A 26,912-nucleotide genomic window follows, 5' to 3' on the forward strand; every position below is an offset into this window, starting at 1 on the left:
TTTTTATTTCATTTATATTACGTGCGTTTTGGGGACTGACCCCCACTACTGTACCACATTACCGCACTACTATGGAGGGGGTCTGACCCCAAAAAGGAATAAATGCGCATTTTGTCGTAATATATAAATGATAAAAGAAACGGAGGTGAATTGAAAATTGGCAAGAAAACATAGAATCCCATGGAAAACCGGTGAACACTATCATATTACAGCTCGAGGAAATCGAAAAGAAAGCCTGTTCTCGGACAAAAAAGATTATCAAAAATACTTACATTATTTGAAAGAAACTAAAACATCTCTCCCCTTCAACCTTCATGCATACTGCCTCATGCCCAACCACATTCATTTGCTTATAGAAATGCAGCACCATTCCATTAGCGACATCATAAAAAGAATTCACACAATATATGCAATGTATTATAACGTTCGGTATGATCTTGTAGGTCATTTGTTTCAAGGAAGATTTAAATCTGAAGTAGTAGATTCTAGTGATTATTTGCTAGAAGCCTCCCGGTACATCCACCTTAATCCAGTAAAAGCTGGTTTAACAAAAAGAGCAGAGGATTGGCCTTGGAGTAGTTACCAGGCTTATCTAAAAATAAGTGAAAACAGACTCTTATTGCCCCTTTCACCTCAAGACATTTCCACTACCAAAACATTAGCTCACTTTCCTGAACCATCCACTATTCATTATCAACATTTTATTAAAAGTAAAATGGATTCCAAATGAACCGAAACATAAGGAAAACTGGCGATTAGCGAATAATAGGATAGTTGCATTTACTTCGAACTTTTGACTAGATCGACTAATTTCCCTGCAAAATTTTTATACTTTTCTAACATGTAAAAAAAGCGGGCTTTATCACAAAAGGATAAAGTCCGCTTTTTCACTTTAACATATTATTGTAATGGGGGTCTGACCCCATAAACAACAACTAAGCCCACCACATTTCCCCAACGGACTCTTTAACCATAACAGGCTTCAGGTTTTCAACTGCTTTCGTAAAGCCTTCATCAATAGACATAAGTCCATCTTCATGTTCAATACTTACGACATAATCATATCCATATAAACGTAATGCACTAATCATGTCCGCCCATACCTTTGTATCATGACCAAATCCAACCGTCCGGAAATACCATGCACGGTCTTTCATATCTGTATATGGGGTCATATCGACTAACCCGTTACGGTTCACATTCCCTTGATCAATAATCGTATCTTTTGCATGGAAATGGTGGATAGCTCCCTCGCGACCTAATATTTTGATAGATTCGACAGGATCAATACCTTGCCACCACATATGACTTGGATCTAGGTTAGCTCCAATTGCGGGTCCACATGCTTCTCTTAAACGCAATAAGTTACCCGGTGTATGTACGGAGAATCCACCGTGTAGCTCTAAGCCAATTTTAATATTGTGTTTTTCAGCAAAAGCTGCTTTTTCTTTCCAATAAGGAATGATTTTCTCTTCCCATTGCCATTTTAAAATTTCTTGGAAATCATTTGGCCAAGCTGCAACTGGCCAGTTTGGATGCTTTGCATCTTCATGGTCTCCAGGACAACCAGAAAAAGTGTTAACAACTGGCACTCCTAATAGACTAGCTAGTTTAACAGTCTTTTCAAACAATTCATCCGCTTCCTTAGAAATATGCTTTTGTGGGTGTAAAGGATTTGCATGACAGCTAAGAGCACTAATGATTAGTCCTCTACTGCTGATTTTTTCAAGGAAATCTTCTCTTGCTTTTTCATCTGCTAACAATTCATCCACTTTACAATGGGCATCTCCTGGATAACCTCCAGTTCCTAGCTCCACCGCTTCAATACCTTTAGAAGCAACATGATCTAACATATCTTCTAAACTTTTATCTGAGAATAATACTGTGAAAACACCTAATTTCATATTAGGCCCCTCCCTTATAATGAAAACGCTTTAATGTAATCCATTACATACTAGCTTAAAGAAAAACATTCTTAAAATCAATGAAAAACTCTCGGTATTTTTAAATATATGCAAAAATAAAATAGTTATTGACAAAACAATTCTGATAATTATATGATGTAAATGTAATCGATTACATTATCTTTTCATTCTAACGAAATACATTATTTTGAAAGAAGGAAACGTCATGGCAAACATTCAACAGGTGGCTCAAAAAGCAGGTGTTTCCGTTGCAACGGTTTCGAGAGTCCTTAACAAAAATACAACTGTATCACCCAAAACTAAACTTAAAGTTGAGAACGCTATCAGGGAATTAAACTATGAACCTAGTATGCTAGGTCGTAATCTAAGAAACTCGGAAAGTCGCTTACTACTCGTTTTAATTCCTAGCATATCGAATCCCTTCTACACGGAAATCATTAACGGGATTGAAGATACTGCTGTTAGTAACAACTACAATATTTTATTGTGCGACACAGATTCCAATCCTCAGCGAGAAAACATTTATTTCAATTTAATCAAAAACAAACTTGCTGATGGCATTATATCGATGGATCCTGCAGTGAATATGCAGAAATTAAATGAACTAGCGGCAACTCATTCTATTATTCAATGTAGTGAGTATGATGAAAATGGTTGTATACCGTATGTCACGATTGATAACGAGTTAGCTGCATACCGAGCAGTTAAGCATCTTATACAATCTGGTCATAAAAAAATTGCCTTAATTAATTCTGATGAAAAATTCCTTTATGCTCGTCAACGTCGCCAAGGCTATGAAAAAGCGTTAAAGGAGTTCCACTTACCCATTTTTAATGAATGGATGATCACATCTCAGCAATTAGGCTTTGAAGATGGACAGCAAGCAATGCGAAAACTTTTACAACTTAATGAAAAACCGACAGCAGTGTTTGCCGTTTCGGACACACTTGCAATCGGAGCATTAAGAGAAATAAATGCAAACCAATTAAAGGCACCTAATGATATTGCAGTAGTTGGTTTTGATAACATTAGTTTTTCTAACATGACGAATCCAACCTTAACAACCATATCGCAGCCGATGTACAAAATGGGTTGTGTTGCTGCCAATATGCTAATTGACAAAATTAAAGGCAAAGATGTATCGAGTGTCATCTTAGATCACGAGTTAGTTATTCGCGAGTCTACGTTAGGATAACGTTACTGTTTGTGGGGTCAGTCCCCTCAAACAGTAACGCGTTAAAGCGACGGGGGTCTGACCCCATAAACAATGCTGAGACTAGCGAACCGGCATTAAAATACGTTTAATGTCGGTCAGTTAGCCTCAATAATGAAATCGTTTTCATTGTAGAGGGACTATTTTTTTGACAATTTAAAAGGGGTGAAAGGTCAAAATGAAGCGTTTATTTTCTTTATTTTTTGTAGTTTTACTTGCTGTAGGTATTGTAGGTTGTAGTGAAAGTTCCGGTGGAAGTGATGATGAAGTAGTACTAGGTATTGCTTTACCATCTGCAACTCACGGGTGGATGGGTGCACTTATTCAAAATGCTGAAGATCAAGCAAAAGCATTAGTAGAAGATGGAACAATTGATGATTATGTGTTCACAACTGCAGATAGTACTGCTGCACAAGCTAACAATGTGGAAGACTTAATTGCACAAGGTGTAGATGCAATTGTCATGCTTCCTATCGAATCAGAAGCATTATCTCCAGCTGGTCAAAAAATTGCGGATGAAGGCATTCCTTTAGTAATTCTTGACCGTGAGCTTACAAACGACGCTGCAACTGTTGTTGTAAAAGGTGACAATACTGGTATTGGTATCAACGCAGGTAAATTCTTCGTTGAACAATTAGGCGGAAGTGGTAAAGTAGTTGAAATAGCTGGACCTCCAAGCTCCGTTACAAATCAACGTAGTGAAGGATTCCGCGAATCAATTGAGGGATCTGATATTGAAATTCTTGCTTCACAAAATGGAGAGTTCTCAACAGAAACTTCTTTAAGTGTTATGCAAAACGTTTTAACTGCACATCCTGAAATCGATGCTGTTTATACACAAGATGATGGTATGGCTCTAGGTGTTATCCAAGCAATTAAAGAAGCTAACCGTACAGACATTAAGTTTGTAACTGGTGCGGGTGGAGCGAAAGATGTTTATGAAATCATTCAAGAAGATGGTTTAATTAAAGCTACTTTCCTATACTCTCCATTAATGTCTAAAGATGCAATCAAAGTTGGTGCAGATTTAGCAAATGGTAAGGACCCTGAAAGTGCAGAAATGGTTATCCCTGCAACTCCAGTTACAATTGACAACGTTGAAGATCATTACGATTCAGAAGCTGCATTTTAATAGTAACGATTAACAAATAGGATTAAATACGATAAATGCACTAGCATTTATCGTATTTCCTATTTTTACTCTATTCATAATCAAAGGGGGTAAGATTTATGGAACAAGACGCCATTTTAGAGATGAGTGGAATAAAGAAATCCTTTAATCAAGTAGAAGTTTTACATGGAGTTGATTTAACACTTCAAAAAGGTGAAATCCATGCTTTACTTGGGGAGAACGGTGCTGGCAAGTCGACCTTAATGAATATTCTTGGTGGTGTACACCAACCTGACGAAGGTCAAATCAAGTTAAATGGGCAAGCAATTAATATGGAAAACCCCCGCATCTCACAAGAAAGTGGAGTTAGTTTTATTCACCAGGAGCTTAATGTTGTAACAGATTTAACCATTTATGAAAATATGTTTTTAGGCTCAGAGCTTCGTAATAAATGGGGCATACTTAACGTTAAGGAAATGTGCAGGCAAACTAATGAAATTCTAGCTAAACTAGGCGTAAACATAAACCCGAAAACTTATGTAAGAGACTTAGAAACTTCTTATAAACAAATGATTGAAATTGCAAAGGCACTTTTACGAGATTCCAAAATTATTATTATGGATGAGCCGACTAGTTCCTTAACAGATAATGAAGTAGAAAGACTTTTTGAGCTCATGCGTTCATTGAAAAAATCTGGTGTATCTATCATTTATATTTCCCATAAACTGAAGGAAATTCAAGCAGTTTGTGATCGCTACACCATACTACGTGATGGCTATTTTGTCGGTAATGGTTATATGAAAGATACAGATTTAAGTAACATTACACAATTAATGGTAGGAAAATCTATTTCCACAGATGCCATGTACCATAAGAATGGTCCCGGTGAAACTGTACTGAATGTAAAAAACCTAACAAGTGAAGGAATTTTCCGTAACATAAACTTCTCTATCGCAAAAGGCGAAATAGTAGGATTTACAGGCCTTGCTGGGGATGGAAGAACGGAATTATTTGAAAGTATTTTTGGATTTCGAAAAAAATATGATGGCGTCATTGAAGTAAATGGTCGTCAAGTGAATATAAATCATCCTAGAAAAGCAGTAAAAGCAGGTATTGGATTAGTACCAAAAAACCGGAAAGAAAATGCAATCATTAAAGATTTAAGCGTTATTGAAAATATGAGTCTATCAACAATGGGGCATTTTGAAAAAAATGGCTTGATTAGTTCAAAAAATGAACGAGCAAAGTTTTATGAATATAAAAAGCAGCTCAACATTAAAGTTCACGATCCAAAAGTAACAATTGATTCCTTAAGTGGTGGTAACCAACAGAAAGTAGTTATCGCAAAATGGTTAGAAGTAAATAGTGATGTCATTATTTTTGATAACCCTACGCAAGGAATTGATGTTGGTGCGAAAAACGAGATTTACCAACACATTATGAATCTAGCGGATGAAGGAAAGGCGATAATCATTCTTTCCTCTGAAGCACCTGAAATACTTAGAATTTGTGACAGGATTAATATTATGTTCCAAGGCGAAATTACCGGTACATTTAACCGTGATGATTTAACGGAAGAAATAATTATGGAATATGCAACTGGCTCGAAAAGGGAGGCTGAAAGCATTGGCTAATGTAAAAATCAATGAAGAACAAACAACAAGTAGTAAAAAACTGAATTTATCCTGGATTTGGAGCGAATATAGTGTCATTATTGCCTTTATTATAATTTTCATTGCGGCAGCTCTTATGAACGATCGTTTCCTCTCTCTCCAAAATCAAATGAATATTCTACTACAAGTATCTACAATTGGGATTATTGCACTTGGGATGACCGTTGTTATGATTTCTGGTGGTATTGACCTATCTGTAGGTTCTGTACTTGCAATGGTCGGTGTTTTTTCCGTTATGGCATTAAATGCTTCCGAAAGCATATTCGTAGGTATCCTTACAGCACTTTTAGTTGGTGCATCTGTTGGGTTCATTAACGGAATTCTCGTAGCAAAGGGACGAATAGCCTCCTTCATTGCCACACTCGGTATGATGGCCGCAGCCCGATCTATTGCTTTATATACAGCAAATGGCGGTAGTAAATCTGCAGAAGTACAAGGGTTTTCCAGTATTGCGAATACAGAATTCGGTATTATCGATGTACCTGTCATCATTTTCCTTGTCCTAACACTAGCAGTTTATGTACTTATGCAAAAAACACGTTTTGGCCGTTACGTTTATGCAATGGGTAGTAACGAAAAAGCGACTTTGTTATCTGCTATTCGTGTTGACCGCATTAAAATCGGGGTATATACACTTTGTGGTTTCTTAGTAGGTATTGCTGCCTTAATTGAAACTAGCCGCTTGAACTCTATTTCTTCTTCAAGCTCTGGTAACCTTTATGAGCTTGATGCTATCGCTGCTGTAATTATTGGTGGAACAAGAATGACAGGTGGTAAAGGGAGAGTAATTGGTACTTTATTCGGTGTTCTTTTACTTGGTGTTCTAAACAATATGATGAACTTAATGAACATCTCCTCTCACCTTCAAGGGTTAGTAAAAGGTTTAATCATTATTGTCGCGGTATTTTTCCAAAAAAGAGATTAAGGAGGATTTTTCATGGAACAAATCAACGTGGGTATCATTGGGTGTGGTTCCATTACGAAATTCCGTCATGCCCCTGAATACAAGGCGAATCCTTATGTAAATGAAATCGTCTTTTTTGACCGGAATATGGAACGTTCTAAAGCGCTAGCAGAGGAATTTGGTGGTCGCGCTGTCGAAACAGTAGAAGAACTGTATAACGATCCTTCTATTATTGCGATTAGTGATTGTTCATCAAATGACACGCACCATATTTTCACAACAGATGCTCTGTTAAGTGGAAAGCATGTCTTATGTGAAAAGCCCCTGGCTGTAAGCATTGAATATGCAGAAAAAATGTTAGACGCACAACGTAAATCAGGCAAAAAGCTAATGGTTGATCACAATCAACGATTTACGAAGGCACACCAAAAGGCTAAGCAACTGATTGAAAGCAAAGAGCTTGGTGAAGTTCTTACCTTTAAAACATCCTTTGGGCACCAGGGTCCTGAGCATTGGAGTGTGAACAATTCAAATGCTACTTGGTTCTTTAAGAAAGAGCGTTCCCATTCCGGTGTAGCTGGAGACTTAGGTATTCATAAAATAGATTTAATCCATTATTTATTAGATGATGAAATTGTTGATGTCCATGCTTTTCATGGTGCTCTTGATAAAGTGGATGAGAATGGAAATCCGATTGAAGTTTGTGATAATGTGGTTGCTGCCTTAAAAACGAAAAAAGGACGCCTCGGTACAGCTTCCTTCTCATGGACTTATTATGGATCAGAGGATAATAGCACTAAAATCTATTGTCAAAAAGGTATGATGAAAATCTACCATGATCCAGAAAATCAATTAATTGTAGAAACGAAAGATGGCGAAGTAATTAAGTATCAATTAGAAGCAATTCAAACAAACGATAACCAAACGAGTACAGGAGTTATTGATGCATTTGTTGATGCGATTATAAATGATACAGATCCTATTGTGACTGGGCAAGACGCCATGTCCTCCTTAAAAGTAGTGGAAGCTATCCTTGGTAAGTAGTAGAAAAATCCCCATGTTTATGGGGATTTTTTCATTCAATAAAAGTACTGTCCTCTATGAACAAAAATCCTCTAGTAAAATTTAGTTTTAAAATAAATTTAAAAATATTATTATTTTTTTTTACTTTTTGAAGGAAATTGCTCATTCTTTGTCGAAATAAAGTATGTAAAAATTAGGATATTAAAATTGGTAAAGAATGATATGTCCTTTTAGGGGTGAGAAAATGAGCTTCCCAGCGCTAACGGATGATTTATTAATGGAGGCTTATGAGTCTGCGATTAGCTTACAGCTTGAAGATGACTTTGTTCACTTGTTGTGGAGAGAGATAACTAGGCGTGGATTGCGATTAGATTCTCGAACTAGTTACTTGGAAAATATAACTATTAACATTTCAAATTAAAGGGATAGGGTGCTCGTCACCTTATCCCTACTTTATTGCCTTTATATTTTTGCCAAGCCTCTTTAGTTAAAACATAGTAATGTTCCGTGAAATAATTGTTTTTCTTAGCAAAAAATTTCTCTTCTACTTTTGCTAACCTATAGCCTACACTCTCCATCGATTGGCAAGAATTTTCGTTATTACCCCAAGCAGTAGAGTGAAATTCTTCTATCCCTAACTCGTTAAAAGCAAAATCATAGATTAATTGACGAGCTTCCTTCGTATAGCCTTTTCTCCAAAATTGTTTCGCTATTCTCTGGGCATCCCCTGCAATTTGCTTACCATTTTCGTTAGATGGGCCAATCCAAAATGTTCCGATAAATGCTTCTGTCTGTTTGTCCGTTATGACCCATGAAATAAGAAAGTCTAAATCCCGATAAGCTTTCAATTGTTCATATGATTCCTGCTCATTATCTGGTACTCTATTCCCCGTCCATTCATGCAATATTGGCTCCAAAAACATTTGATGAAAAGGGACTTTATCTTTTTCTAAATCAATACTCCTTAACAATACTTTTTCCCCGACTAAAGTAGGTGCAACCTTATAATAATCCATAGCTCAACTCCTTCATCGTCTAAAGATTAGCGAATGATTTTAAAAATTATAGCATTTTTACTGCGGTCATCAAAGCACCTTTCACGCCAGCTTCATCCCCTAGTTCTGGTGACACGATATAACGGGAAATATTTTCGCGAGTTAGTTGAGGAAAATCTAAGTAGCCATTAAGCTTTTCAATTAATTCATCAAAAATTAAGGGGAAAAGCTGCTTTTGTTTCATGACTCCCCCACCTAAAACAATTTTCTCTGGACTAACAATTAAAATATAGTTCATAAGAGCTTGTGCTATATAATAAGCTTCTAACCTCCATGCTTCATGGTCAACGCCTAGCTCGTTCCCTTTTTTGTCCCATCTTTTTTCAATAGCCGGACCTGCGGCTAAACCTTCGAAGCAATCAGCTCCATGAAAAGGGCAAAAACCTGTAAAATCACTATCTTCTGGGTGCCTTTTTAACAAAATATGTCCCATTTCCGGATGAGACAGTCCACTTAACGTACTTCCTTCTACATAAAGCCCTGCTCCAATTCCTGTCCCAATCGTCATGTAAAGACAACTATTGACATCGCGACCGGCACCAAGTAATTTTTCCCCTACTGCGGCCACATTCACATCACTATCAAAAGCAAGAGGTACACCTAACAACTTTTTCAACTCACCTAACAGATTAAACTTTTGCCATTTTATTTTTGGTGTATTCATTATATAACCGTAAGTTGGACTTTCTTTGTTGACATCAATAGGGCCAAAAGAACCTACACCACAAGCTACAATGTCCTTTCCTAGATAGAAAGTTTTGATTTGTTCCAACGTCTTCTCTGGTGTAGTCGTATCAATTATAGCCTTTTCTAACAGCTCACCTTTTTCATTTCCAACAGCACAAACAAACTTTGTTCCACCAGCTTCTATGGCACCATAAAGCATTTGTTCACCTCTTCTTCTCTTTGAGAACCAACCCGTCTATTAGTTAAAACAAGTGAAAATTTTCATCAACTATTATAATGTTCTTGTTTCTTTATTTTTCATTATAATAGTGGATTAATCAAATAGAAATGCAATTTATTTAACACCTAGTAAAGGCTCATTGTTACAAAGGATTAAATAAATCTGTGCTATAGAACAAAAGCGCCAGCGCCTTGCTCAGCCTAAGGCAGGCATAAGACAAGACCTGCCGTGGAGGTTTATGCCACAGAAGAGGTCCCGAGGGGGTAGGTGCTGGAGCTAGACGTGGCTCTCCCGTGCAACTAACTTATCCACAAGTCCGAAATTTTATAATTTCCTAAGCAACAAAAAAGAAGCAAGAGAATTGCTCCCTTGCTCCTTCCAAAATTAAGCTCTTTGTCTACGTGTCATTACATCAAAGATAACCGCTAGTGCAAGTACTCCACCACGAATCATATACTGAGGTGCAATACCAACACCCATTAAGTTCATACCGCTTGTTAAAGTTGCCATAACAACAGCTCCGATAACAGCTCCAGTTACTTTACCTACACCACCCGCAGCAGATACACCACCAACGAACGCGGCGGCAATCGCATCAAGTTCGAACAATGTACCAGCAGTAGTCGTAGCTGATTGCAGACGAGAAGTAAACAAAATACCAGATAACGCGGAAAGCATACCCATGGAACCAAAAACGATGAATGTAATTTTCTTTACGTTAATTCCACTAAGATGTGCAGCTTCCGGGTTACTACCTACAGCATAAATGTGGCGTCCTAATACTGTCTTTGTAGTAACGAAATGGTACACAGCTACTACTAGCAGGATTATCATTACTGTCCAAGAGAAACCATTATAACCTGCTAAAAGCCACGTAATGTAAGCAATAATGGAAGAAACAAACACTAGTTGTAAAATAAAGATTGGTCTAGATACAACATCAAAATCATATTTTATTTTATTTCTACGATTAGAAATGGAACTATAAATGTAAAATATGATTCCTAAAGCCCCTACAAGTAAAGATAGTAAATGCAATCCACCTACTTGCATAATAGATGGAATATATCCATTACCTATTGCATTAAATGCATCATTTTCAACTACAATTGTTCCGGTTTTTTCTGTGGCCATTAAGATAGCGCCTCGATAAATAAGCCAACCTGCAAGTGTTGCAACGAAGGCCGGAATCCCAACTTTAGCAACAAGAAAACCTGTTACTCCACCAGCCAAAATACCTAATAAGAGAATAATTGGGATAACGATAAAAACTGGCATATTGTATTGCATAATTAAGATTGCTGCTATTGCTCCTAGAAAACCAGCTAAGAACCCAATAGATAAGTCAATATGACGGATAACAATAACGAGCATTACCCCTACAGCTAATACAGCAATATAACCAGCTGAATCTAATAGATTACTAATATTTCGAGAAGACATAAATAATCCATCTGTTAAAATAGTAAATGTAATCATAATAACTATTAATGCAATGTACATTCCATAATCGCGAATATTATGTTTAATTAAACTCTTTAATTCATTAAACAGTTTCATAAGTTTAACCTCCTATTGCGTTGCTAGTTGCATAATCTTTTCTTGACTGGCTTCCTCTGAGGACAACTCACCTTGGATTTCGCCTTCTGCCATGACGTAAACACGATCACTCATTCCTAGAACCTCACCAAGTTCAGACGAAATCATAATAATACTTAAACCTTTTTTAATCAGATCATTCATAACTGTATAAATTTCAAATTTTGCACCAACATCGATACCTCGTGTCGGTTCATCTAATATTAAAAGTTTTGGTCCTACAAAAAGCCATTTTCCTAAGGAAACTTTCTGTTGGTTACCACCACTTAAGTTTCCGACTAGTTGTTGTATGGATGGAGTTTTAATTCCTAATGAATCTTTATATTCATCTGCAACTTTAATTTCTTCGTTTACATTCACAATTCCATTAGAAGATATACCTTTTAAATTTCCAACTGAAATATTGTTTTTGATATCCTGTAATAAAAATAGCCCATCGCCTTTTCTGTCTTCTGTTACATAAGCAATACCTGCTTTTATCGCATCACTAGTATGTTTGAATTTTACAGGGATTCCATTAACAAATAAATCCCCTTGTAGCTTGTAATTTTTTGAATTCCCAAAAATACTTAACGCAAGTTCTGTTCTTCCAGAGCCCATCAATCCAGCAATTCCGATGATTTCGCCCTCTCTTACATGAAGATTAACATCTTTAGCAACATAACGACCTAACTGGGAGTCATATGCGGACCAGTTAGTCAATTCAAGAACCTTTTCCCCATATTCTTGGTCAGGTCTCTTTGGATAAATGTCTTGAATTTCTCTACCAACCATGTTTTTAATAATGTTTGCTTCTGTAATTTCCCCTTTAGAAGCATCTAATGTGCAAATAGTTTCCCCATCACGAATAACCGTTGCTTTATCCGAAATGGATATAACTTCTTTTAGCTTGTGAGAAATCATGATACAAGTGATTCCTTGTTTTTTTAATTCGCGTAAAAGGTTCAATAAATTTTCACTATCATTTTCGTTTAAAGCGGCAGTTGGCTCATCTAATATGAGTAACTTTACGTCCTTACTTAAGGCTTTAGCAATTTCCACTAACTGTTGTTTTCCAACGCCTAAATCTTTAATTAATGCTTCAGGGTTTACTTTCAATTTAACCTTGTCTAGCATTTTCTTTGACTCAACAATAGCTTTGTTCCAGTCTAAAACGCCACCATTTTGTATTTCATTACCTATGAATATATTTTCGTAGACAGATAAATCAGGGAAAAGTGCTAATTCTTGGTGAATGATAACGATACCTGCATCAACGCTATCATTTATTTTATTGAACTGCTTTGTATCCCCATTAAACACGATATCTCCTTCATATGTTCCATAAGGATAAACACCGCTAAGTACCTTCATAAGTGTAGATTTACCGGCACCATTTTCTCCAACTAGACAGTGGATTTCTCCTCTTTCAACTTTAAAATTGACATTAGAGAGCGCCTTTACTCCGGTAAACTCTTTTGATATCTGGTTCATTTCTAAAATATAATCGCTCATCAGTATGCCTCCTTAACCAGACAACTTTACAATGTGCAATAGTGTTAGATGGCTATCTAACACTATTGCGTAACATTCTACTATTTTATTATTCTAATCCACTAAACTCGCTTGCATCATAGTAACCAGAATCAATTAATGCACTCTTCACATTTTCTTGATCAACTACAATAACGTCTGTTTGTTTAGCTTTGATATCGATTACTCCGTTGTTATAACTTCCTGTAGTTTCTGGTGTATCACCATCTAGAATTGTTACAGCCATGCCCATTGCATCCGTAACAAGTGTACGAACATCCTTGAAAACTGTCATAGATTGTGTGCCATCAATGATGTACTGAACAGAAGCCTTTTCAGCATCTTGACCTGTTACAACATAACTAGTTACTTCAGAGTCAGTTCCAAATACGTCAGCGATTGAACGAGCTGTTCCATCATTAGGAGCTAGAATTGCAACATCACCTTTTAGATCAGCACTTGCTGCTGTAAGATGTGTTTGTGCTTTGTTTTTTGCTTCGTTAGGATCCCAGTTTGTTGTAACCTGACCTAAGATTTTACCCATTTCATCACGAGTAAGTTCCGCTTTATCTTGTAATGCTACTGCTTCACTAGAGTTAGCAATCACAAAAGTTCCATCAGCAATTTTAGGTTGAAGGACATTCCATGCACCTTCGAAGAATAAGAATGCGTTGTTATCAGAAGCAGCACCAGCATATAGATACAATGGAACACCAGTACCTTCTGCATTATCAACTAAGTATTGAGCTTGTGCTTCACCTACAGCAATACTGTCAAATGTAACATAGTAATCAACAGCATCTGTGTCTGTAATTAGACGATCGTATGCAATAACTGTAATTCCTTCTTCTTTAGCTGCTTCTACTGAAGAACCAGCAGCTGCACCATCATGTGGAGCAATAATTAAAACATCAATACCTTTACTGATTAATGTTTCTACGTTTTCTTTTTCTTTAGCAGATGATCCTTGGCTGAATAAAATTTCAGTAGTATAATCGGAATCTTCTAGAGCTGCTTTAAATCTTTCTTCATCTTGAACCCATCTAGGCTCATCTTTTGTAGGTAATACGATACCAACACTTACTTCACTACCTCCGCCGCTACATCCTGCTACAATAAAAATAGCCATAATTGCTACAAATAAAATAGGTACAAATTTCAACCTTCTCTTCATTATGAAACCCCTTTCAAAATAGGTTATTATTTATTTACAAGCTAAATATAACATCGAAGTCATAGGGTGAAAACGCTTTCTTATAGCACTATTTTGTTATTAACCTGTAATTTTTTAATATGAGGGATTTTTCATTTTTTTACATTAGATGAATAAAAGCAAGAGGGGGATTGATGTATTCCGGGGCTTCCATAGATTATCTGCATTTTAGAAAACACCCATAATAATTAAAACCACTAGGTGCGAATACACCTAGTGGTCTGTCAAATTATATACGTCTTCCCTTTTATGAAATCCGTCAGCAATAATCGTCTCATCTAAATTTGATTCTTCAACAGCAATCGGTGAGAGGAGAATCGAAGGCACTTCAACTTTTCCGTTGTTCACTTTCCGATCCTCTTGCACTTCCTCCTCTTTTGCAAGCTTTACGGCAATCTCCGCAGCTTTTTCTGCTAGTGCTTTAATCGGCTTATAAACTGTCATGGTTTGTGTCCCTTGAACGATTCGCTGAGCTGCAGCTAAATCAGCGTCCTGACCAGCAACTGGTATTTCACCAGCAAGACCGTGCTCCTCCAGTGCCTGAATCACTGCACCAGCCGTCGCATCATTAGCTGCAATAACCGCATCAATTTGATAATCGTTTGCTTCTAGAGCCATTTTCATATTCTCATAAGCATTCGTTGGTAACCAATCCTTTGTCCATTGGTCAAACACTACGGTAATTTCACCTTTATCAATCATTGGACGCAGTACCTTAAATACACCCTTTTTAAGTAATTGAGCATTATTGTCCGTTTCGGCACCACCAATATACACATATTTACCTCTAGGGACCAAACTTGTAATTGCCTTAGCTTGTAGTATCCCAACCTGTTCATTGTCATAAGAAATGTACGTATCAACATCCGAATTTTTTACTAACCGATCATAAGATACTACCTTTATCCCAGCTGAATGGGCTTTTTCCACGATAGATGCGGTTGCTTCTGCATTATGCGGTACGATAACGAGTAAATCAATTTCTTTGCTAATTAATGTTTCCGCTTGCCAAATCTGCAGAGCATCATTACCATTTGCTGCTAGGATTTCTACTTCAGCTCCAAGCTCTTCCACTGCTTTTTTGAACAGTTCTCTGTCCTTGAGCCATCGTTCCTCAAGCAATGTATCCATAGCAAAACCTATTTTAATCTGTTCATCATCAGTCAAATCTTCCACTGGCTTGTATGTTGCATTCTTTGATGGAGGTTCATTACTTTTATCTTCATCTTTTTCGCAAGCAGCCGTAATCAGAACGAATAGCATTACTATACTTATTTGGAAAAATAATCGTCTCATTCGCCTCGTTCCTTTCGTTACATACTCATTGTTCTTACCCTAACAGTTTTTTACGATACTCCGATGGCGATAGATTACACATTTTCTTAAATACCTTACTGAAATAGTTTGGATCATGATAACCGACCTCAAAAGTTATTTCCTTTAAACTTTTTTCAGGATCTTTCATCAATTTCTTTGCTTCCTCTATACGACACTCCGTTAAAAAGTGAATGTAATTGACACCTAGTTGCTCTTTAAAAATTTTACTAATATAAATAGGACTAAAGCCTACTTCCTTACCAATGGCATCTAAAGAAATATCTTCATGAGCATGTTGGATAATGTATTGTTTGATTTTTTGTATGGTATCCGCTTCAAGCTTATCATTATAATCGTAAAAAGCTTCCTGAATTCTTTCTAACAAGTGTTTCGTTTCTGCTCGAAGTTGCCTATAATCAGTAGCCTTAGAGGAATAATAATGTGTATCTGATTCTACGCCCATTTCGCTCATTACCCGTGAAGCAATCCAAAGAAGTTCAGCTAAACGTTGCTGCACTTGTAAAAGATTAGCACCTTCCTGCTCGTAATGATCGATTAAATCCGTAATGTTTTTATATATTTGTTCCCACTCACCACTACGTATCTGTTCAAAAAATTGCTGTTCATACTGTCTAGAAGTATGTTCATCAAAACCAGGGACAGTTGCAGGTAGATCAGAATAGAAACGGTATTTTACTGGAAGCTTCGTATCCTTTGTAGCAATTAAAGACTCTTGATAAGATTGGCGTATTTTATTTAGTGACTTATAAACATTACCGATTCCAATAAACCAGTTTTCATTGTCAGTTGTTTTGACGAGTGTAAGGATTTCTTTCGCTAACAATGTAGCCTGTGTACGAAATGTTTGATCTTGATTACGGAACACAATGATGGGTAATTGACGCCCATATAGAGCCCCAACCCATCCACTACCAATTTTCCTAATCTTTTCTTTTATAATAGAATAGTGGTCATCTGAGCCTAATGGGAGCAAAATGCTCATCACAAATTTTTCTTCGCTTGCCTCCATGTTGAGCAGCTCAACCAGCTCATCGAGATGCACTTCATGGACATGATCGAACAAGAGCTGAGTTACAACGTCCGTTTCAAACACAGACATCGCTTTTTTTAAGGTATCCTGCTGAAACTTACTCTTTTCTAACAATCTTTGTTCTGCTTCAATTTGTCCTAGTACTTTTCCAACTGTTTTCACAATATCAGATACCTTACTCGGTTTAACCAAATAATCTTTTACTCCAAGTTTCATTGCCAAATGCGCATAATCAAATGTTGCATAAGCAGTGACCATAATAAACTTAATGTGGGGATTGTCTGCGATGATCTTTTCTACTGCTTCAAAGCCTGACATGCCTGGCATTTGAATGTCCATAAAAACTAAATCTGGTTGAAAACTTGCCGCAATATCAACAGCAAGTTTACCATTCTTCGCTTGTTTGATTTTAAGATTAGAAAAGTTTCTCTCCAAAATTACTTGTAGTCCATCTCGCTCGATTTGCTCATCATCGACAATTAGGATCTTTATCATGCTTCGACACCCCTTTCTTTAAGAATATTAATAGTCACTTTTGTACCTTTACCTAAGCAACTTTCAATCATAATCACGTCTTCATAACCATTAAAAAGGCGTAGACGCTTTACTACATTGCTTAATCCAATTCCAGACCCTTGTCCTTTTGTTGTATCTACTTCTCCATCCATGATTTGCTTTCTCTTATCATCGGTCATTCCAGGTCCATTGTCCTCCACCTCAATGATCACACGGTCTCCACCATCTTTTACACGAAACCAGATGGTACCCCCGTCCTCAATTGGTTCGACAGCATGAATGACAGCGTTTTCTACAATCGGTTGTATAGTAAGACCAGGAATTTCAACAGGTAGGCATGATTCATCAATGTCCGTATAAAAGGTTAGCCGGTCCGTAAATCTCGCTTTTTGTATAAAAATATACTGTTTTAACACTTCTACTTCATCAAATAATGTCGTGGATTTATCTAAGTGCTTTAGATTATATCGTAATAGATCAGACACGCTAACGAGTAAATCACTAGTCTCTTCTGATCCTTCTAAATAAGCCTTTTTCGAAATAGTATTAAGTGTATTAAATAAAAAATGTGGATTGATTTGATTTTGTAAGCTACGTAACTGGCTTTCCCTTAAAAGAAGCTTACTCTGTTGAAGCTCTTTTTCCAATTGTGCCTTTTGATGAATTTCTGAAATTAAATTATTAATATTAACCCTCATATGATCAAACGCCTTAGCTAAAAAAGCAATTTCATCTTTGGAATCTACTTCGACTTTCCGATCAAATCTCCCTTTAGATAATTCGCTTGCTGCTTGTGTTAGTTTTTCCACAGGTTTTGTAATTCTTAATGAGAACCAATAAGTAAAAAGCAATAATAATAATGAAATTAAAAGTAGTAACCAAATCCCCAGTTGTTTTATTTCTTCTGATTGGTTAATAATACCTCGATAGAGACGATCATATGTCTTAAGCTCCGTATCAATTAAAGTGAGGGTCATCTCTGATATATAATTGGATATATTCGTTGCTTCTTTGAATGTTTTAATGGCATTTTCTGTTTCTGATTCTGGATGAAACATAATGGAACGATTAACGGCTTCCATTAAGCTATCAATTAAGTTTACATAGTTCGTCAATGCTAACTCGTTATCGGCATTTTTAAAATCAACGACCTTCTCTTTTAACTTTTCCATTTCCAGCTTACTCTGATCAATTTGTTCATAATTGTCAGATATAGGAGTATGCAAATAATTGTTTAACACGGTGACCATTTGCTGACTCGTACTTGTCACTTCGTTCATGACTAAATAGCGTTCGAGAATTTCATTATATTGATCTTGCATTTTTTGGTTATAGTAGATGAGTGATACCCAAATAGATGCCATGATCAGCAACACTACCATAGCTAAAGCCCATATCTTCTTTTGTATACTACTCATTGGATGTCCATCGCCTTTATCAATCGAATATCAGTGAGGTAGCCATGTAAATCAAGCGGAACAAGCTCGTGATTTAGCCACTTCATCATTAAATTAACGCTAAGCTCCCCCATCTTAAGTGGGGATTGTTCAATGATTCCGTCAAGCTTTCCTTTTTTTAATAAAGAAAACGCATCAGCATAATCATCAAAGGAATAAATATAATAAGGTTCTGCATTAGAACGTCTATCCATTTCCTCGATTATGTCTCCTGAGAAATTTGCATTAACAGCGATAAAAGCATCAACATTTGGGTATTTGTTCAATAAATCCTTTGTTGTTGCTATCACTTGCTCTCTTGTATCTTCTGTTTCGGATTCAATAATTTGGACGTTTGGATAGTCTTGTAAAATATCCCGAATACCCTCCAAACGCTGTTTCTGGTAATGCTCTTGCCTACTGTCGAGCATAAGAACTACCTCTCCTGAAGTCCCCATGTCCGTTAATAGTTGTCTGGCAATCATGATTCCAGCTAAATACTGATTGGAACCTACATACGTTCTGCGCAGACTTTCGGCCATAGGTACATCATTTGCGATAGTAATGATCGGGATTCCGTACGAAGAAGCTTTAACTTTCGTTAACTCCTTGAACTCTTCCGTATCCAGACCCTGTACAATGATTCCATCGACTTTAGAATAAATGGCTATTTCAATTTGTCTTAGAAAATCCTCTTGATTGTTTCCGTAGCTCCCCCATATCTCAAGCCTTGCTCCATCTTCCTCAGCTTGCTTACGCGCCCCCGCACTAACCTTGTCCCAAAAAGGGTTGTCTAACTCCCGGGTAATTAAAACTAAACGGTTGTTCGTATTTTCTTGTTTTGATTCCTCAGGCATTTGCCAATCCGCACGAAAAACCTTCAATGCGGTTTCAAAGGTAAAATAAAAGAGAATAATACAGATGATAGCGATTACAAAAGTAGCTATTTTTCGCATCAGGAAAGCTCCTTTTTCCTACTAGACTATAAAATTTATTATAGCAGAGAATATAAATTTGTTTTTGATTTGCCTATTTTGAATTTAAATGTAAATATTAACTTTTTTAAATTTTAGTTTACAGCTTAAACAAAAACAAGACAGGATATTTATCCTGTCTCGTTTTCATTTCCTATTAAGAGTGATCGTGTTCACTAAAATATCTAGTCAATCTTAGCGAATTCGCTCCTCCGTTTCTTTACTAAAGAAATGTACTTTATTCATATCGAACGCAAGGGTAATGTTATCTCCACCGTGAACATCCGTACGTGAATCCACACGTGCCGTAAATTCTTGGTCGCCTACTGTAGAATACAAGAATGTTTCTGCTCCCATTAGTTCCGCAACATCCACTAAAGCAGTTACCTTTGTTTCTGGGGAAGCCTCGATGAATACAGGCTCATCATGGATATCTTCTGGACGGATACCTAAAATTATTTCTTTTCCTACGTAATTTTGTTCTTTCAACATTTTTAGTTTACCTTCAGGAACCTTTACTTTTAGTTCATTAATAGTAAAGTAACCATCTTCCGTTAGGGTTCCAGTAAAAAAGTTCATTGCTGGTGATCCGATAAATCCACCAACGAATACGTTATTCGGGAGATCGTAAACCTCTTTAGGAGATCCAACCTGTTGAATAATACCATCCTTCATAACGACTAGTCTTGTTGCCATCGTCATCGCTTCTGTTTGGTCATGTGTTACATAAATAGTTGTTGTTTGAAGACGTTGGTGCAACTTTTGAATTTCTGCACGCATTTGTACACGAAGTTTTGCATCAAGGTTAGACAAAGGCTCATCCATTAAGAAAACCTTGGCATCACGTACGATAGCACGTCCAAGGGCAACACGTTGACGCTGACCACCAGATAATGCTTTTGGCTTACGCTTTAAGTAATCTTCCAATCCTAAAATTTTCGCTGCATTATTTACTTTTTCTTCGATAACTTTTTTGTCCATTTTACGAAGCTTTAATCCGAATGCCATGTTGTCATAAACATTCATATGTGGATATAGAGCGTAGTTTTGGAACACCATTGCAATATCACGATCTTTCGGTGTTACATCGTTTACACGTTTTCCATCAATGATTAGATCACCTTTAGAAATTTCTTCAAGACCTGCAATCATACGAAGCGTTGTAGACTTACCACAACCAGATGGTCCTACAAATACGATGAATTCTTTATCTTTAATATCTAAATTAAAATCTTTAACAGCAGTTACGTCCCCATCATAAACTTTATATACATGTTCTAATTTAACGTCAGCCATTATCTTTCCTCCTAAATTGAAAGCGTTATATTCGATACATTTAGTGTAAACAATTAACCATAGAAATTATAGTGGACAAAGTGCACAAAACTCCATTTTCTTTTTGTGCACTTTATCATAAGAAATAAAATTCTGCATTCCTTTAAATGATGAAAGGGATATGACGTTTTGTGTCGAATAATTAACTTTGTCAAAAAACTATACATAATTAGACGAAGGAGAGACAAACATGAAAAAAGCAATCATAAGCCTAGGATTTTTTCTAATGCTAGCACTAGTTGGATGTAGCAATCCTGTCCAGGATGACCTACTATCGTATGTGAACGATGAATTGATCCCTATTTCCCAATTAGAAGTAGATGCAATGGACGCTTACGCATCTGTTACAGGAGTAAACTATACGGATGATTATACGTTATACGATGTGTTAGAGGTTACCGTGCTTCCGAATTACGAAGATTTTTATGAAAAGTTAAACCTCATTACGCCTAAGACAGAGGAAGTAAAAGAAATCCATGATATTTATGTGGAAGGTGTTGGCGAACAATACCAAGCACTGTTAACGTTACGAGTGGCCATTGAAACGCAAAGCTTAGATGAAGTAAATGCTGCTAATGAAAAACTAATGAGTGGAACACAAAAAATTAACGACTTCCGCTTCCAACTACAAAAGCTTGCTGGTGAAAATGACGTAGAGTTAGAGGATTTTTAAACATTGAATAGAGAAAAGAAAAATGCATCTACTTTCTCAAAAGAGAAAGTGATGCATTTTTCACAGCTTACCATTTATGAATATAATCTGCCTTATACTCCTTTAACTTACTAATTAATTGTTTAGGATCTTCGTCAATCAAAATCAAGTCTTTGTAGCGTTCTTTGACAAAGCCTTGGCCAATCATATGATCAAAAAGGGAAACAATTGGATCGTAATAGTTATTCACATTTAAAAAGCTACAAGGTTTTTGGTGATAGCCTAATTGTGCCCAAGTAAAGACTTCAAACCATTCCTCTAATGTACCAGTTCCCCCTGGCATCGCAATAAAACCATCTGCATAATCAGCCATTAATGCCTTTCTTTCATGCATCGTATCCACTACGTGAAGCTCGGTTAACGTTTGGTGAGAAATTTCTACATTTGCGAGCTTTTTGGGAATGACACCGATGACTTTTCCCCCACCTTCTAAAACAGCATCAGCAACAGCACCCATGCATCCAACTGTTGCTCCACCATAAACAAGGTCAATTCCTTCTTTTGCTAACAGCGTTCCAAGTGCTCTAGCTGCTTCCATATAAATCGGGTCATTTCCAGTACTGGACCCACAATAAACTGCCACAGTCTTCATTTTATTTTCCTCCATTTTGTAATAAGGACTCCTACTAAGAGGTTAGTCCATCATTTGCAGTGTAAGGTATGTAGTAACTGCTCCTTCAAAGGATTTAATATCAATCCCTGTTTGTTCAACAAATTTATCTATCCGGTACTGTAAGCTATTTCGGTGCATGTACATTCTTTTGGCAGCTTCGGTGACATTTGAGTTTGATTCTAAAAAAACACGAATCGTTTTTAACAATTCCTCATCCTCGACCGTATCCTTTAAAATGGCATCAACCATTTGTTGTTTTCGCTTATCCTCTACTTGTTGGATGAGTACTTGGGAAAGAGCGTCCTTAAGATAAACAACATTCTGTTTCGTTTCAGCGAAAACCATTGGCGAAATATGTTGAAGAAAGGAATACTGCTCCTGTGCATTTTCTAGCTTTTCATTCACTTCCCCAACAAACAACCTTATCTTTATGTATAAATCACTCATTAACACATCTATGACTTCTTCAAAAGGAACAGGAACTTGGTCATTAGATAAAAATTCTTCCACAATAAATCCCTGTGATCCACTCAACCAGATGACAGGCATTTGGAAGGGAAAAATCGCTTCAAATCCCTCTTCAAATAAAGCCACATCCTTAATGTGACTGTCCGCTTGAAAAAAAATAAACCGATAGCGTAATATGCCTGATTCAGCAAATGTGGTTTCTTGTTGAAAAAGAATGCGGCTCCACCATTTTTCTCGCTTCGTTAAAGGTCTTTTTGTAATGTTTGTTTTTCTCAAAAAGGCACTTAATAATTCGCTTTCATTACTAGACAGTTCTTCTTTTTTTATTCCAATTGTCTCGCCTTCCCCAGTTTCAAACCACGTGTATAGCTCAAAACTAATTTCTAGTTGGGGTTCTAATAAAACGAGGGAAGGATATATGGCCTGCAAATCCTTTATCATTCTTCTCACTTCCGTTTACTTCATGTATGGATTCATTTTACACTTCATACAATTCCAAAGGCAATCCATCTGGGTCTTGAAAAAACGTGAATTTCTTTCCTGTAATGTCATCTTCACGTATCACTTCACAAACTATTCCATGGCTAGCCAACTCAATGACGCCATCTTCTATATGATCTACCGCAAATGCTAAGTGTCTGAGCCCTTGTGCTTCTGGACGTGTTGGACGTTTCGGAGGATCCGGAAAAGAAAATAACTCGATAACATAATCGCCGTTTAAAGCTAAATCTAATTTATAGGATCCTCTTTCCTCCCGATATACTTCCCGAATGATTTCAAAACCAAGCTTTTTTGTATAAAAGTCCTTTGATATTTCGTAATCCGAACAAATTATTGCGATATGGTGTATCCCTTTTACGTTCATTTTACGTGCTCCTTTACTTAACAATCCACATTTAGCTTAACATAACTTTTTTAAAGAGTAGTAATTTGATTGAGGAGAATAGACTTTATCCTTTATGTTTTTTTTATTTTCCACTAACTTTATGTTTAATTTTCCCATAACCTTCTGCATGTGCTGTTCTACTATTCATGATAAAATAGCAGACAGACAAACAAAAACAATAGGTGGTTGCGATGATACATACAGCAAAACAAATTTTAAAAGAATCTTTTGGTTTTTCTTCTTTCCGAGAAGGGCAAGATGAAATCATTCAACGTATATTACATAAGAAAAATACACTTGGTATCATGCCTACAGGTGGTGGGAAATCCTTATGTTATCAAATTCCAGCAATGATTTTTCCTGGTGTTTCCATTATTATTTCCCCTCTTATTTCGCTAATGAAGGATCAGGTCGATGCACTCCATGCAGCGGGTGTTCCTGCTACGTATATTAATAGTAGTTTGACGACGAATGAATATAAAGAGCGCGTAGATAATATTCGGGCCGGTGAATATAAGATGGTATTTATTGCCCCTGAGCGATTGGAATCCCCTGCTTTTGCGAGTACCCTACGCACATTAGACATTTCATTAATTGCATTTGATGAGGCCCACTGTATTTCCCATTGGGGACATGATTTCCGTCCCAGCTACCGCTCTGTCGTTAACAACTTGTTTAACATCAGTCGCCAGGCCGTCGTTGTCGCTCTTACTGCAACAGCTACAGAAGAAGTTGCAGAAGACATTAGAGGTTTGCTGAACATATCTGAAGATAATACCGTTTTAACAACATTTGCAAGAAAAAATCTCTCTTTTCACGTTTTAAAAGGAGAAAATAAAAAGGATTTTACCTTAGATTATTTGACAAAGCATAAAAAAGATTCTGGGATCATCTACACATCTACAAGAAAAGACGCAGACCAGCTATATGAATACTTACAAAAGAAAAACCTATCCGTTGAAAAATATCATGCTGGCTTATCCGAAAAAGAACGGCAACGAGCACAAGAGGCTTTTATTTTAGATGATATTTCTGTGATGATTGCCACCAACGCCTTTGGGATGGGGATTGATAAATCAAACGTCAGATATGTGATTCACTATAATATGCCTAGAAATATTGAAGCTTATTATCAGGAGGCAGGAAGAGCAGGACGAGACGGTGAAGAAAGTGATTGCTATCTACTCTTTTCCCCACAGGACGTACAAATTCATAAGTTTTTAATAGAAGAAAGTCAGCTCGATGAGGCCCAACGAACAAAAGAATATAGCCGATTAAAACAAATGGTTGACTATTGCCATACCGAAAGCTGCCTTCATTCTCATTTTTTACATTATTTTAGTGACCAAACCAATTACTCGGACTGTGAAAAATGCAGTAACTGTAGTGATCAACGGGAGAAAGTAGCCATCACTACAGAAGCTCAAATGGTATTTTCCTGTATTAAACGTATGAGAGAAAGCTTTGGGACGACATTAGTCGCGCAAGTGTTAAAAGGATCAAACAATAAACGGGTAAAAGAACTACAATTCCATAAATTATCCACATACGGATTAATGAAAAAACAACGGGAAAAAGATATCGTAGACTTAATTCAATATTTAACGGCAGAAGGCTTTTTGGCCTTATCTGATGGTAAATTCCCTGTAGTCCGCTTAACAACAAAAGCCTATGATGTATTAACTGGGCAAGAACAAGTGTACAAAAAAATGAAGACAGTTGAAGAAGAAACTACTACCGAAGAAAATCAAGAGTTATTTGATTTATTACGAGCTTTACGTAAAGAACTGGCAGATACAGAATCTGTTCCTCCATATGTCGTATTCTCAGACGCATCGTTAAAAGAAATGGCAAGCAACTATCCTACTGATGAGCACAACTTTTTGAAAATTAGTGGAGTAGGACAAGCAAAATTGGAAAAATACGGTGCGAAGTTTTTGGAAACTATTCAATATTATGTGAACGAAAAGGAAGTAATCGCAAATCAATCCCAGACTACACCTAGCCCTATAAAAGCGAAACCTGTTAACACAATAGACTTAGAAGATAGATTTGAAGACATGCCAAGCCACCTCATTTCCTATCAACTATTTAGGGAAGGACTTACGATAGAAGAAATAGCACAATCAAGAGGCAACAAAACAATAACTGTTCAAGGGCACATCATTCGCAGTGTAAAAGAAGGTCAACCAATTAATTGGGAGGAAATATTCTCAGAAGACGTAGAACAACTAGTACTGGAAGCCAAAAACAACTGTGAAGAAGACCGATTAAAAACAATCAAAGAAGCACTACCCGAAAACATAGACTACTTCACCATCCAAGCAGTACTCTGTAAAAACGACGTGCCTGTAAAATGACGTGCCTGTCACCACCCGAAATTTGTCGAAATAAATCAAATTAGAAAAACTTGGCTTGTCACCAAGTCATTATGGCGAAAGCCTTAGTTTTTCTTATACTTTCATCCTTTACCAAAGTTAAACTTTCTTAAAATAAAAAAAACTCCTCCCCATTCATCAGAATGAGGAGGAGTTTGTTATTTATTGTGTAATTGTTTTCTTAACAATTTTCATATCTATATCTAATTCCTGTACTTTAGCTGCTAAGTCACTTATTCTCGCTCATGATTCAGTTGTTTTCAGCAACTTGTTTCATTAAAGTATCCTGCCCAGTTTTAAGTTCTATTTTCAGGTCGCCTACATCTGTTTTGAGACCTTTTATATTTTTTTTCATTTCATTCATATCAGATTGTAAAAAATCAATTTTCGAAATAATTTCACTTAACATTTTCTCCATGAGATAACCAACCACCTTTGGATTATTATATCATATTCAACTATTCACTTTACTAAGTAAAATCCTATTCAAAAGATCTTTGTCTCCATCAAAATTTTCTATGAAATCGTTATAACTACTAAACACATTTTGGTGAGAGTCAAATGTAGAGAGAAGCAAATCTACTTTCATGTAGTTCGGTATGATTGTCTTTCCTCTCAGTAGAAAATATGGATAACTACTCCACTGATAATCCCCTAAACGATTGACGATTTTGGCCTTTAGTGGGTTTAGGTGAATATACCGACTTACTTCCAACATGCCAATTTCAGTTTTAATCATGTCATCAAAATATCTTTTTTCAAATACATGTCCAGTCAAATTATATTTTGTGTTGTAATAGTTCGCGTAACGTTTGTTGATCAACGCCATAACTTTGGATATTGGTTGCTCTTTGGAGCGAAGCTGGAGGTGAAAGTGATTCGTCATTAAACAATAAGAAGCTATTTCAAAGGGGGTGTTTTCATGTACTTTTTGGAGAATGTATAAGAAAGTTTGGAAGTCATGAGTGTCTTTAAAAAGCGCATCACGCCGAATACCTCTACAAACAATGTGATAGAAATATTCTGGGATCCATGTGCGGAGTTTTCTTCCCATGTGAAACCTCTCTTTCTATTTTTGTTTTTTCTTACAT

Annotated in this window: 25 protein-coding genes; 9 read left to right on the plus strand and 16 right to left on the minus strand. The window is 36.6% G+C overall.

What is annotated here, in order from left to right; translation table 11 throughout:
* The first annotated feature begins 157 nt into the window (after positions 1–157).
* A complete protein-coding gene (locus HNQ94_RS10290; protein ID WP_174496007.1) occupies positions 158–730 on the plus strand; it encodes an REP-associated tyrosine transposase in 573 nt (190 codons plus the stop codon).
* Between the two features lie 205 nt (positions 731–935).
* Here the strand turns inward: HNQ94_RS10290 and HNQ94_RS10295 are convergent, their stop codons facing one another.
* Positions 936–1,904, minus strand: coding sequence for a sugar phosphate isomerase/epimerase family protein (locus HNQ94_RS10295; RefSeq protein ID WP_174496006.1), 969 nt, complete (start codon positions 1,902–1,904; stop codon positions 936–938).
* A 226-nt stretch (positions 1,905–2,130) separates the two neighbouring features.
* On the opposite strand from HNQ94_RS10295, the gene HNQ94_RS10300 reads away from it, so the two are divergent.
* The 6 genes from HNQ94_RS10300 to HNQ94_RS10325 all read left to right on the plus strand — a co-directional run bounded on the left by HNQ94_RS10300 (position 2,131) and on the right by HNQ94_RS10325 (position 8,270).
* A complete protein-coding gene (locus tag HNQ94_RS10300; protein ID WP_174496005.1) occupies positions 2,131–3,120 on the plus strand; it encodes a LacI family DNA-binding transcriptional regulator in 990 nt (329 codons plus the stop codon).
* Between the two features lie 196 nt (positions 3,121–3,316).
* Complete coding sequence (locus HNQ94_RS10305) at positions 3,317–4,270, plus strand: substrate-binding domain-containing protein (protein WP_174496004.1); 954 nt, start codon at positions 3,317–3,319, stop codon at positions 4,268–4,270.
* Between the two features lie 98 nt (positions 4,271–4,368).
* Positions 4,369–5,883, plus strand: coding sequence for a sugar ABC transporter ATP-binding protein (locus tag HNQ94_RS10310; RefSeq protein WP_174496003.1), 1,515 nt, complete (start codon positions 4,369–4,371; stop codon positions 5,881–5,883).
* Positions 5,876–6,847, plus strand: a complete 972-nt coding sequence (locus HNQ94_RS10315) for an ABC transporter permease (protein ID WP_174496002.1) — start codon at positions 5,876–5,878, stop codon at positions 6,845–6,847. The genes HNQ94_RS10310 and HNQ94_RS10315 overlap by 8 nt, the downstream gene beginning before the upstream one ends.
* A 12-nt stretch (positions 6,848–6,859) precedes the next feature.
* Positions 6,860–7,870 carry a Gfo/Idh/MocA family protein gene (locus HNQ94_RS10320; RefSeq protein WP_174496001.1) on the plus strand — a complete coding sequence of 337 codons (1,011 nt, stop codon included), beginning with the start codon at positions 6,860–6,862 and terminating at the stop codon, positions 7,868–7,870.
* A 223-nt stretch (positions 7,871–8,093) separates the two neighbouring features.
* A complete protein-coding gene (locus tag HNQ94_RS10325; protein WP_174496000.1) occupies positions 8,094–8,270 on the plus strand; it encodes a sporulation histidine kinase inhibitor Sda in 177 nt (58 codons plus the stop codon).
* A gap of 16 nt (positions 8,271–8,286) precedes the next feature.
* Here HNQ94_RS10325 and HNQ94_RS10330 read toward each other — a convergent pair whose 3' ends face one another.
* The 10 genes from HNQ94_RS10330 to HNQ94_RS10375 all read right to left on the minus strand — a co-directional run bounded on the left by HNQ94_RS10330 (position 8,287) and on the right by HNQ94_RS10375 (position 20,725).
* Positions 8,287–8,865 carry a GNAT family N-acetyltransferase gene (locus HNQ94_RS10330; protein WP_174495999.1) on the minus strand — a complete coding sequence of 193 codons (579 nt, stop codon included), beginning with the start codon at positions 8,863–8,865 and terminating at the stop codon, positions 8,287–8,289.
* 46 nt (positions 8,866–8,911) lie between these two features.
* Positions 8,912–9,790: an ROK family protein gene (locus HNQ94_RS10335; RefSeq protein ID WP_174495998.1), complete on the minus strand. Its 879-nt coding sequence runs from the start codon at positions 9,788–9,790 to the stop codon at positions 8,912–8,914.
* Between the two features lie 405 nt (positions 9,791–10,195).
* On the minus strand, positions 10,196–11,371 hold the full coding sequence (locus tag HNQ94_RS10340) for a sugar ABC transporter permease (protein WP_174495997.1): 1,176 nt from the start codon (positions 11,369–11,371) through the stop codon (positions 10,196–10,198).
* A 12-nt stretch (positions 11,372–11,383) separates the two neighbouring features.
* A complete protein-coding gene (locus HNQ94_RS10345) occupies positions 11,384–12,904 on the minus strand; it encodes an ATP-binding cassette domain-containing protein (RefSeq protein WP_174495996.1) in 1,521 nt (506 codons plus the stop codon).
* Between the two features lie 88 nt (positions 12,905–12,992).
* On the minus strand, positions 12,993–14,096 hold the full coding sequence (locus tag HNQ94_RS10350) for a sugar ABC transporter substrate-binding protein (RefSeq protein WP_174495995.1): 1,104 nt from the start codon (positions 14,094–14,096) through the stop codon (positions 12,993–12,995).
* Positions 14,097–14,348: 252 nt separating this feature from the next.
* Positions 14,349–15,431, minus strand: coding sequence for a D-xylose ABC transporter substrate-binding protein (gene xylF, locus HNQ94_RS10355; protein ID WP_174495994.1), 1,083 nt, complete (start codon positions 15,429–15,431; stop codon positions 14,349–14,351).
* A gap of 34 nt (positions 15,432–15,465) precedes the next feature.
* Positions 15,466–16,998, minus strand: a complete 1,533-nt coding sequence (locus HNQ94_RS10360) for a response regulator (RefSeq protein ID WP_174495993.1) — start codon at positions 16,996–16,998, stop codon at positions 15,466–15,468.
* Complete coding sequence (locus HNQ94_RS10365) at positions 16,995–18,437, minus strand: sensor histidine kinase (protein ID WP_174495992.1); 1,443 nt, start codon at positions 18,435–18,437, stop codon at positions 16,995–16,997. The genes HNQ94_RS10360 and HNQ94_RS10365 overlap by 4 nt, the downstream gene beginning before the upstream one ends.
* Positions 18,434–19,411 (minus strand): sugar ABC transporter substrate-binding protein, encoded by a 978-nt coding sequence (locus HNQ94_RS10370; RefSeq protein WP_174495991.1) that lies wholly within the window; start codon positions 19,409–19,411, stop codon positions 18,434–18,436. The genes HNQ94_RS10365 and HNQ94_RS10370 overlap by 4 nt, the downstream gene beginning before the upstream one ends.
* Positions 19,412–19,624: 213 nt before the next feature.
* Positions 19,625–20,725: an oligosaccharide ABC transporter ATP-binding protein MsmX gene (locus HNQ94_RS10375; protein ID WP_174495990.1), complete on the minus strand. Its 1,101-nt coding sequence runs from the start codon at positions 20,723–20,725 to the stop codon at positions 19,625–19,627.
* A gap of 229 nt (positions 20,726–20,954) precedes the next feature.
* On the opposite strand from HNQ94_RS10375, the gene HNQ94_RS10380 reads away from it, so the two are divergent.
* On the plus strand, positions 20,955–21,437 hold the full coding sequence (locus tag HNQ94_RS10380) for a hypothetical protein (protein WP_174495989.1): 483 nt from the start codon (positions 20,955–20,957) through the stop codon (positions 21,435–21,437).
* Positions 21,438–21,504: 67 nt separating this feature from the next.
* Here the strand turns inward: HNQ94_RS10380 and HNQ94_RS10385 are convergent, their stop codons facing one another.
* Genes HNQ94_RS10385 through gloA2 form a run of 3 tightly spaced genes read right to left on the minus strand, consistent with a single transcriptional unit; the run spans position 21,505 to position 23,422 of the window.
* The gene (locus HNQ94_RS10385) at positions 21,505–22,068 is read right to left on the minus strand and encodes an LOG family protein (protein ID WP_174495988.1); all 564 of its coding nucleotides are present in this window, start codon (positions 22,066–22,068) and stop codon (positions 21,505–21,507) included.
* 42 nt (positions 22,069–22,110) lie between these two features.
* Complete coding sequence (locus HNQ94_RS10390) at positions 22,111–22,998, minus strand: PucR family transcriptional regulator (protein ID WP_184351835.1); 888 nt, start codon at positions 22,996–22,998, stop codon at positions 22,111–22,113.
* 37 nt (positions 22,999–23,035) lie between these two features.
* Positions 23,036–23,422: an SMU1112c/YaeR family gloxylase I-like metalloprotein gene (gene gloA2, locus HNQ94_RS10395; RefSeq protein ID WP_174495986.1), complete on the minus strand. Its 387-nt coding sequence runs from the start codon at positions 23,420–23,422 to the stop codon at positions 23,036–23,038.
* Positions 23,423–23,634: 212 nt separating this feature from the next.
* Between gloA2 and recQ the strand changes: the two genes are divergently transcribed.
* Complete coding sequence (gene recQ / locus HNQ94_RS10400) at positions 23,635–25,803, plus strand: DNA helicase RecQ (RefSeq protein WP_174495985.1); 2,169 nt, start codon at positions 23,635–23,637, stop codon at positions 25,801–25,803.
* Positions 25,804–26,071: 268 nt separating this feature from the next.
* On the opposite strand, the gene HNQ94_RS10405 is transcribed toward recQ, so the two are convergent.
* Together HNQ94_RS10405 and HNQ94_RS10410 are read right to left on the minus strand one after the other, a co-directional pair.
* Entirely contained in the window at positions 26,072–26,239 is a 168-nt protein-coding gene (locus HNQ94_RS10405) for a hypothetical protein (protein WP_174495984.1), read from the minus strand.
* Between the two features lie 36 nt (positions 26,240–26,275).
* On the minus strand, positions 26,276–26,875 hold the full coding sequence (locus HNQ94_RS10410; protein ID WP_246199976.1) for an REP-associated tyrosine transposase: 600 nt from the start codon (positions 26,873–26,875) through the stop codon (positions 26,276–26,278).
* Positions 26,876–26,912 lie beyond the last annotated feature (37 nt).

The organism is Salirhabdus euzebyi (assembly GCF_014207435.1).
GTDB lineage: Bacteria > Bacillota > Bacilli > Bacillales > Alkalibacillaceae > Salirhabdus > Salirhabdus euzebyi.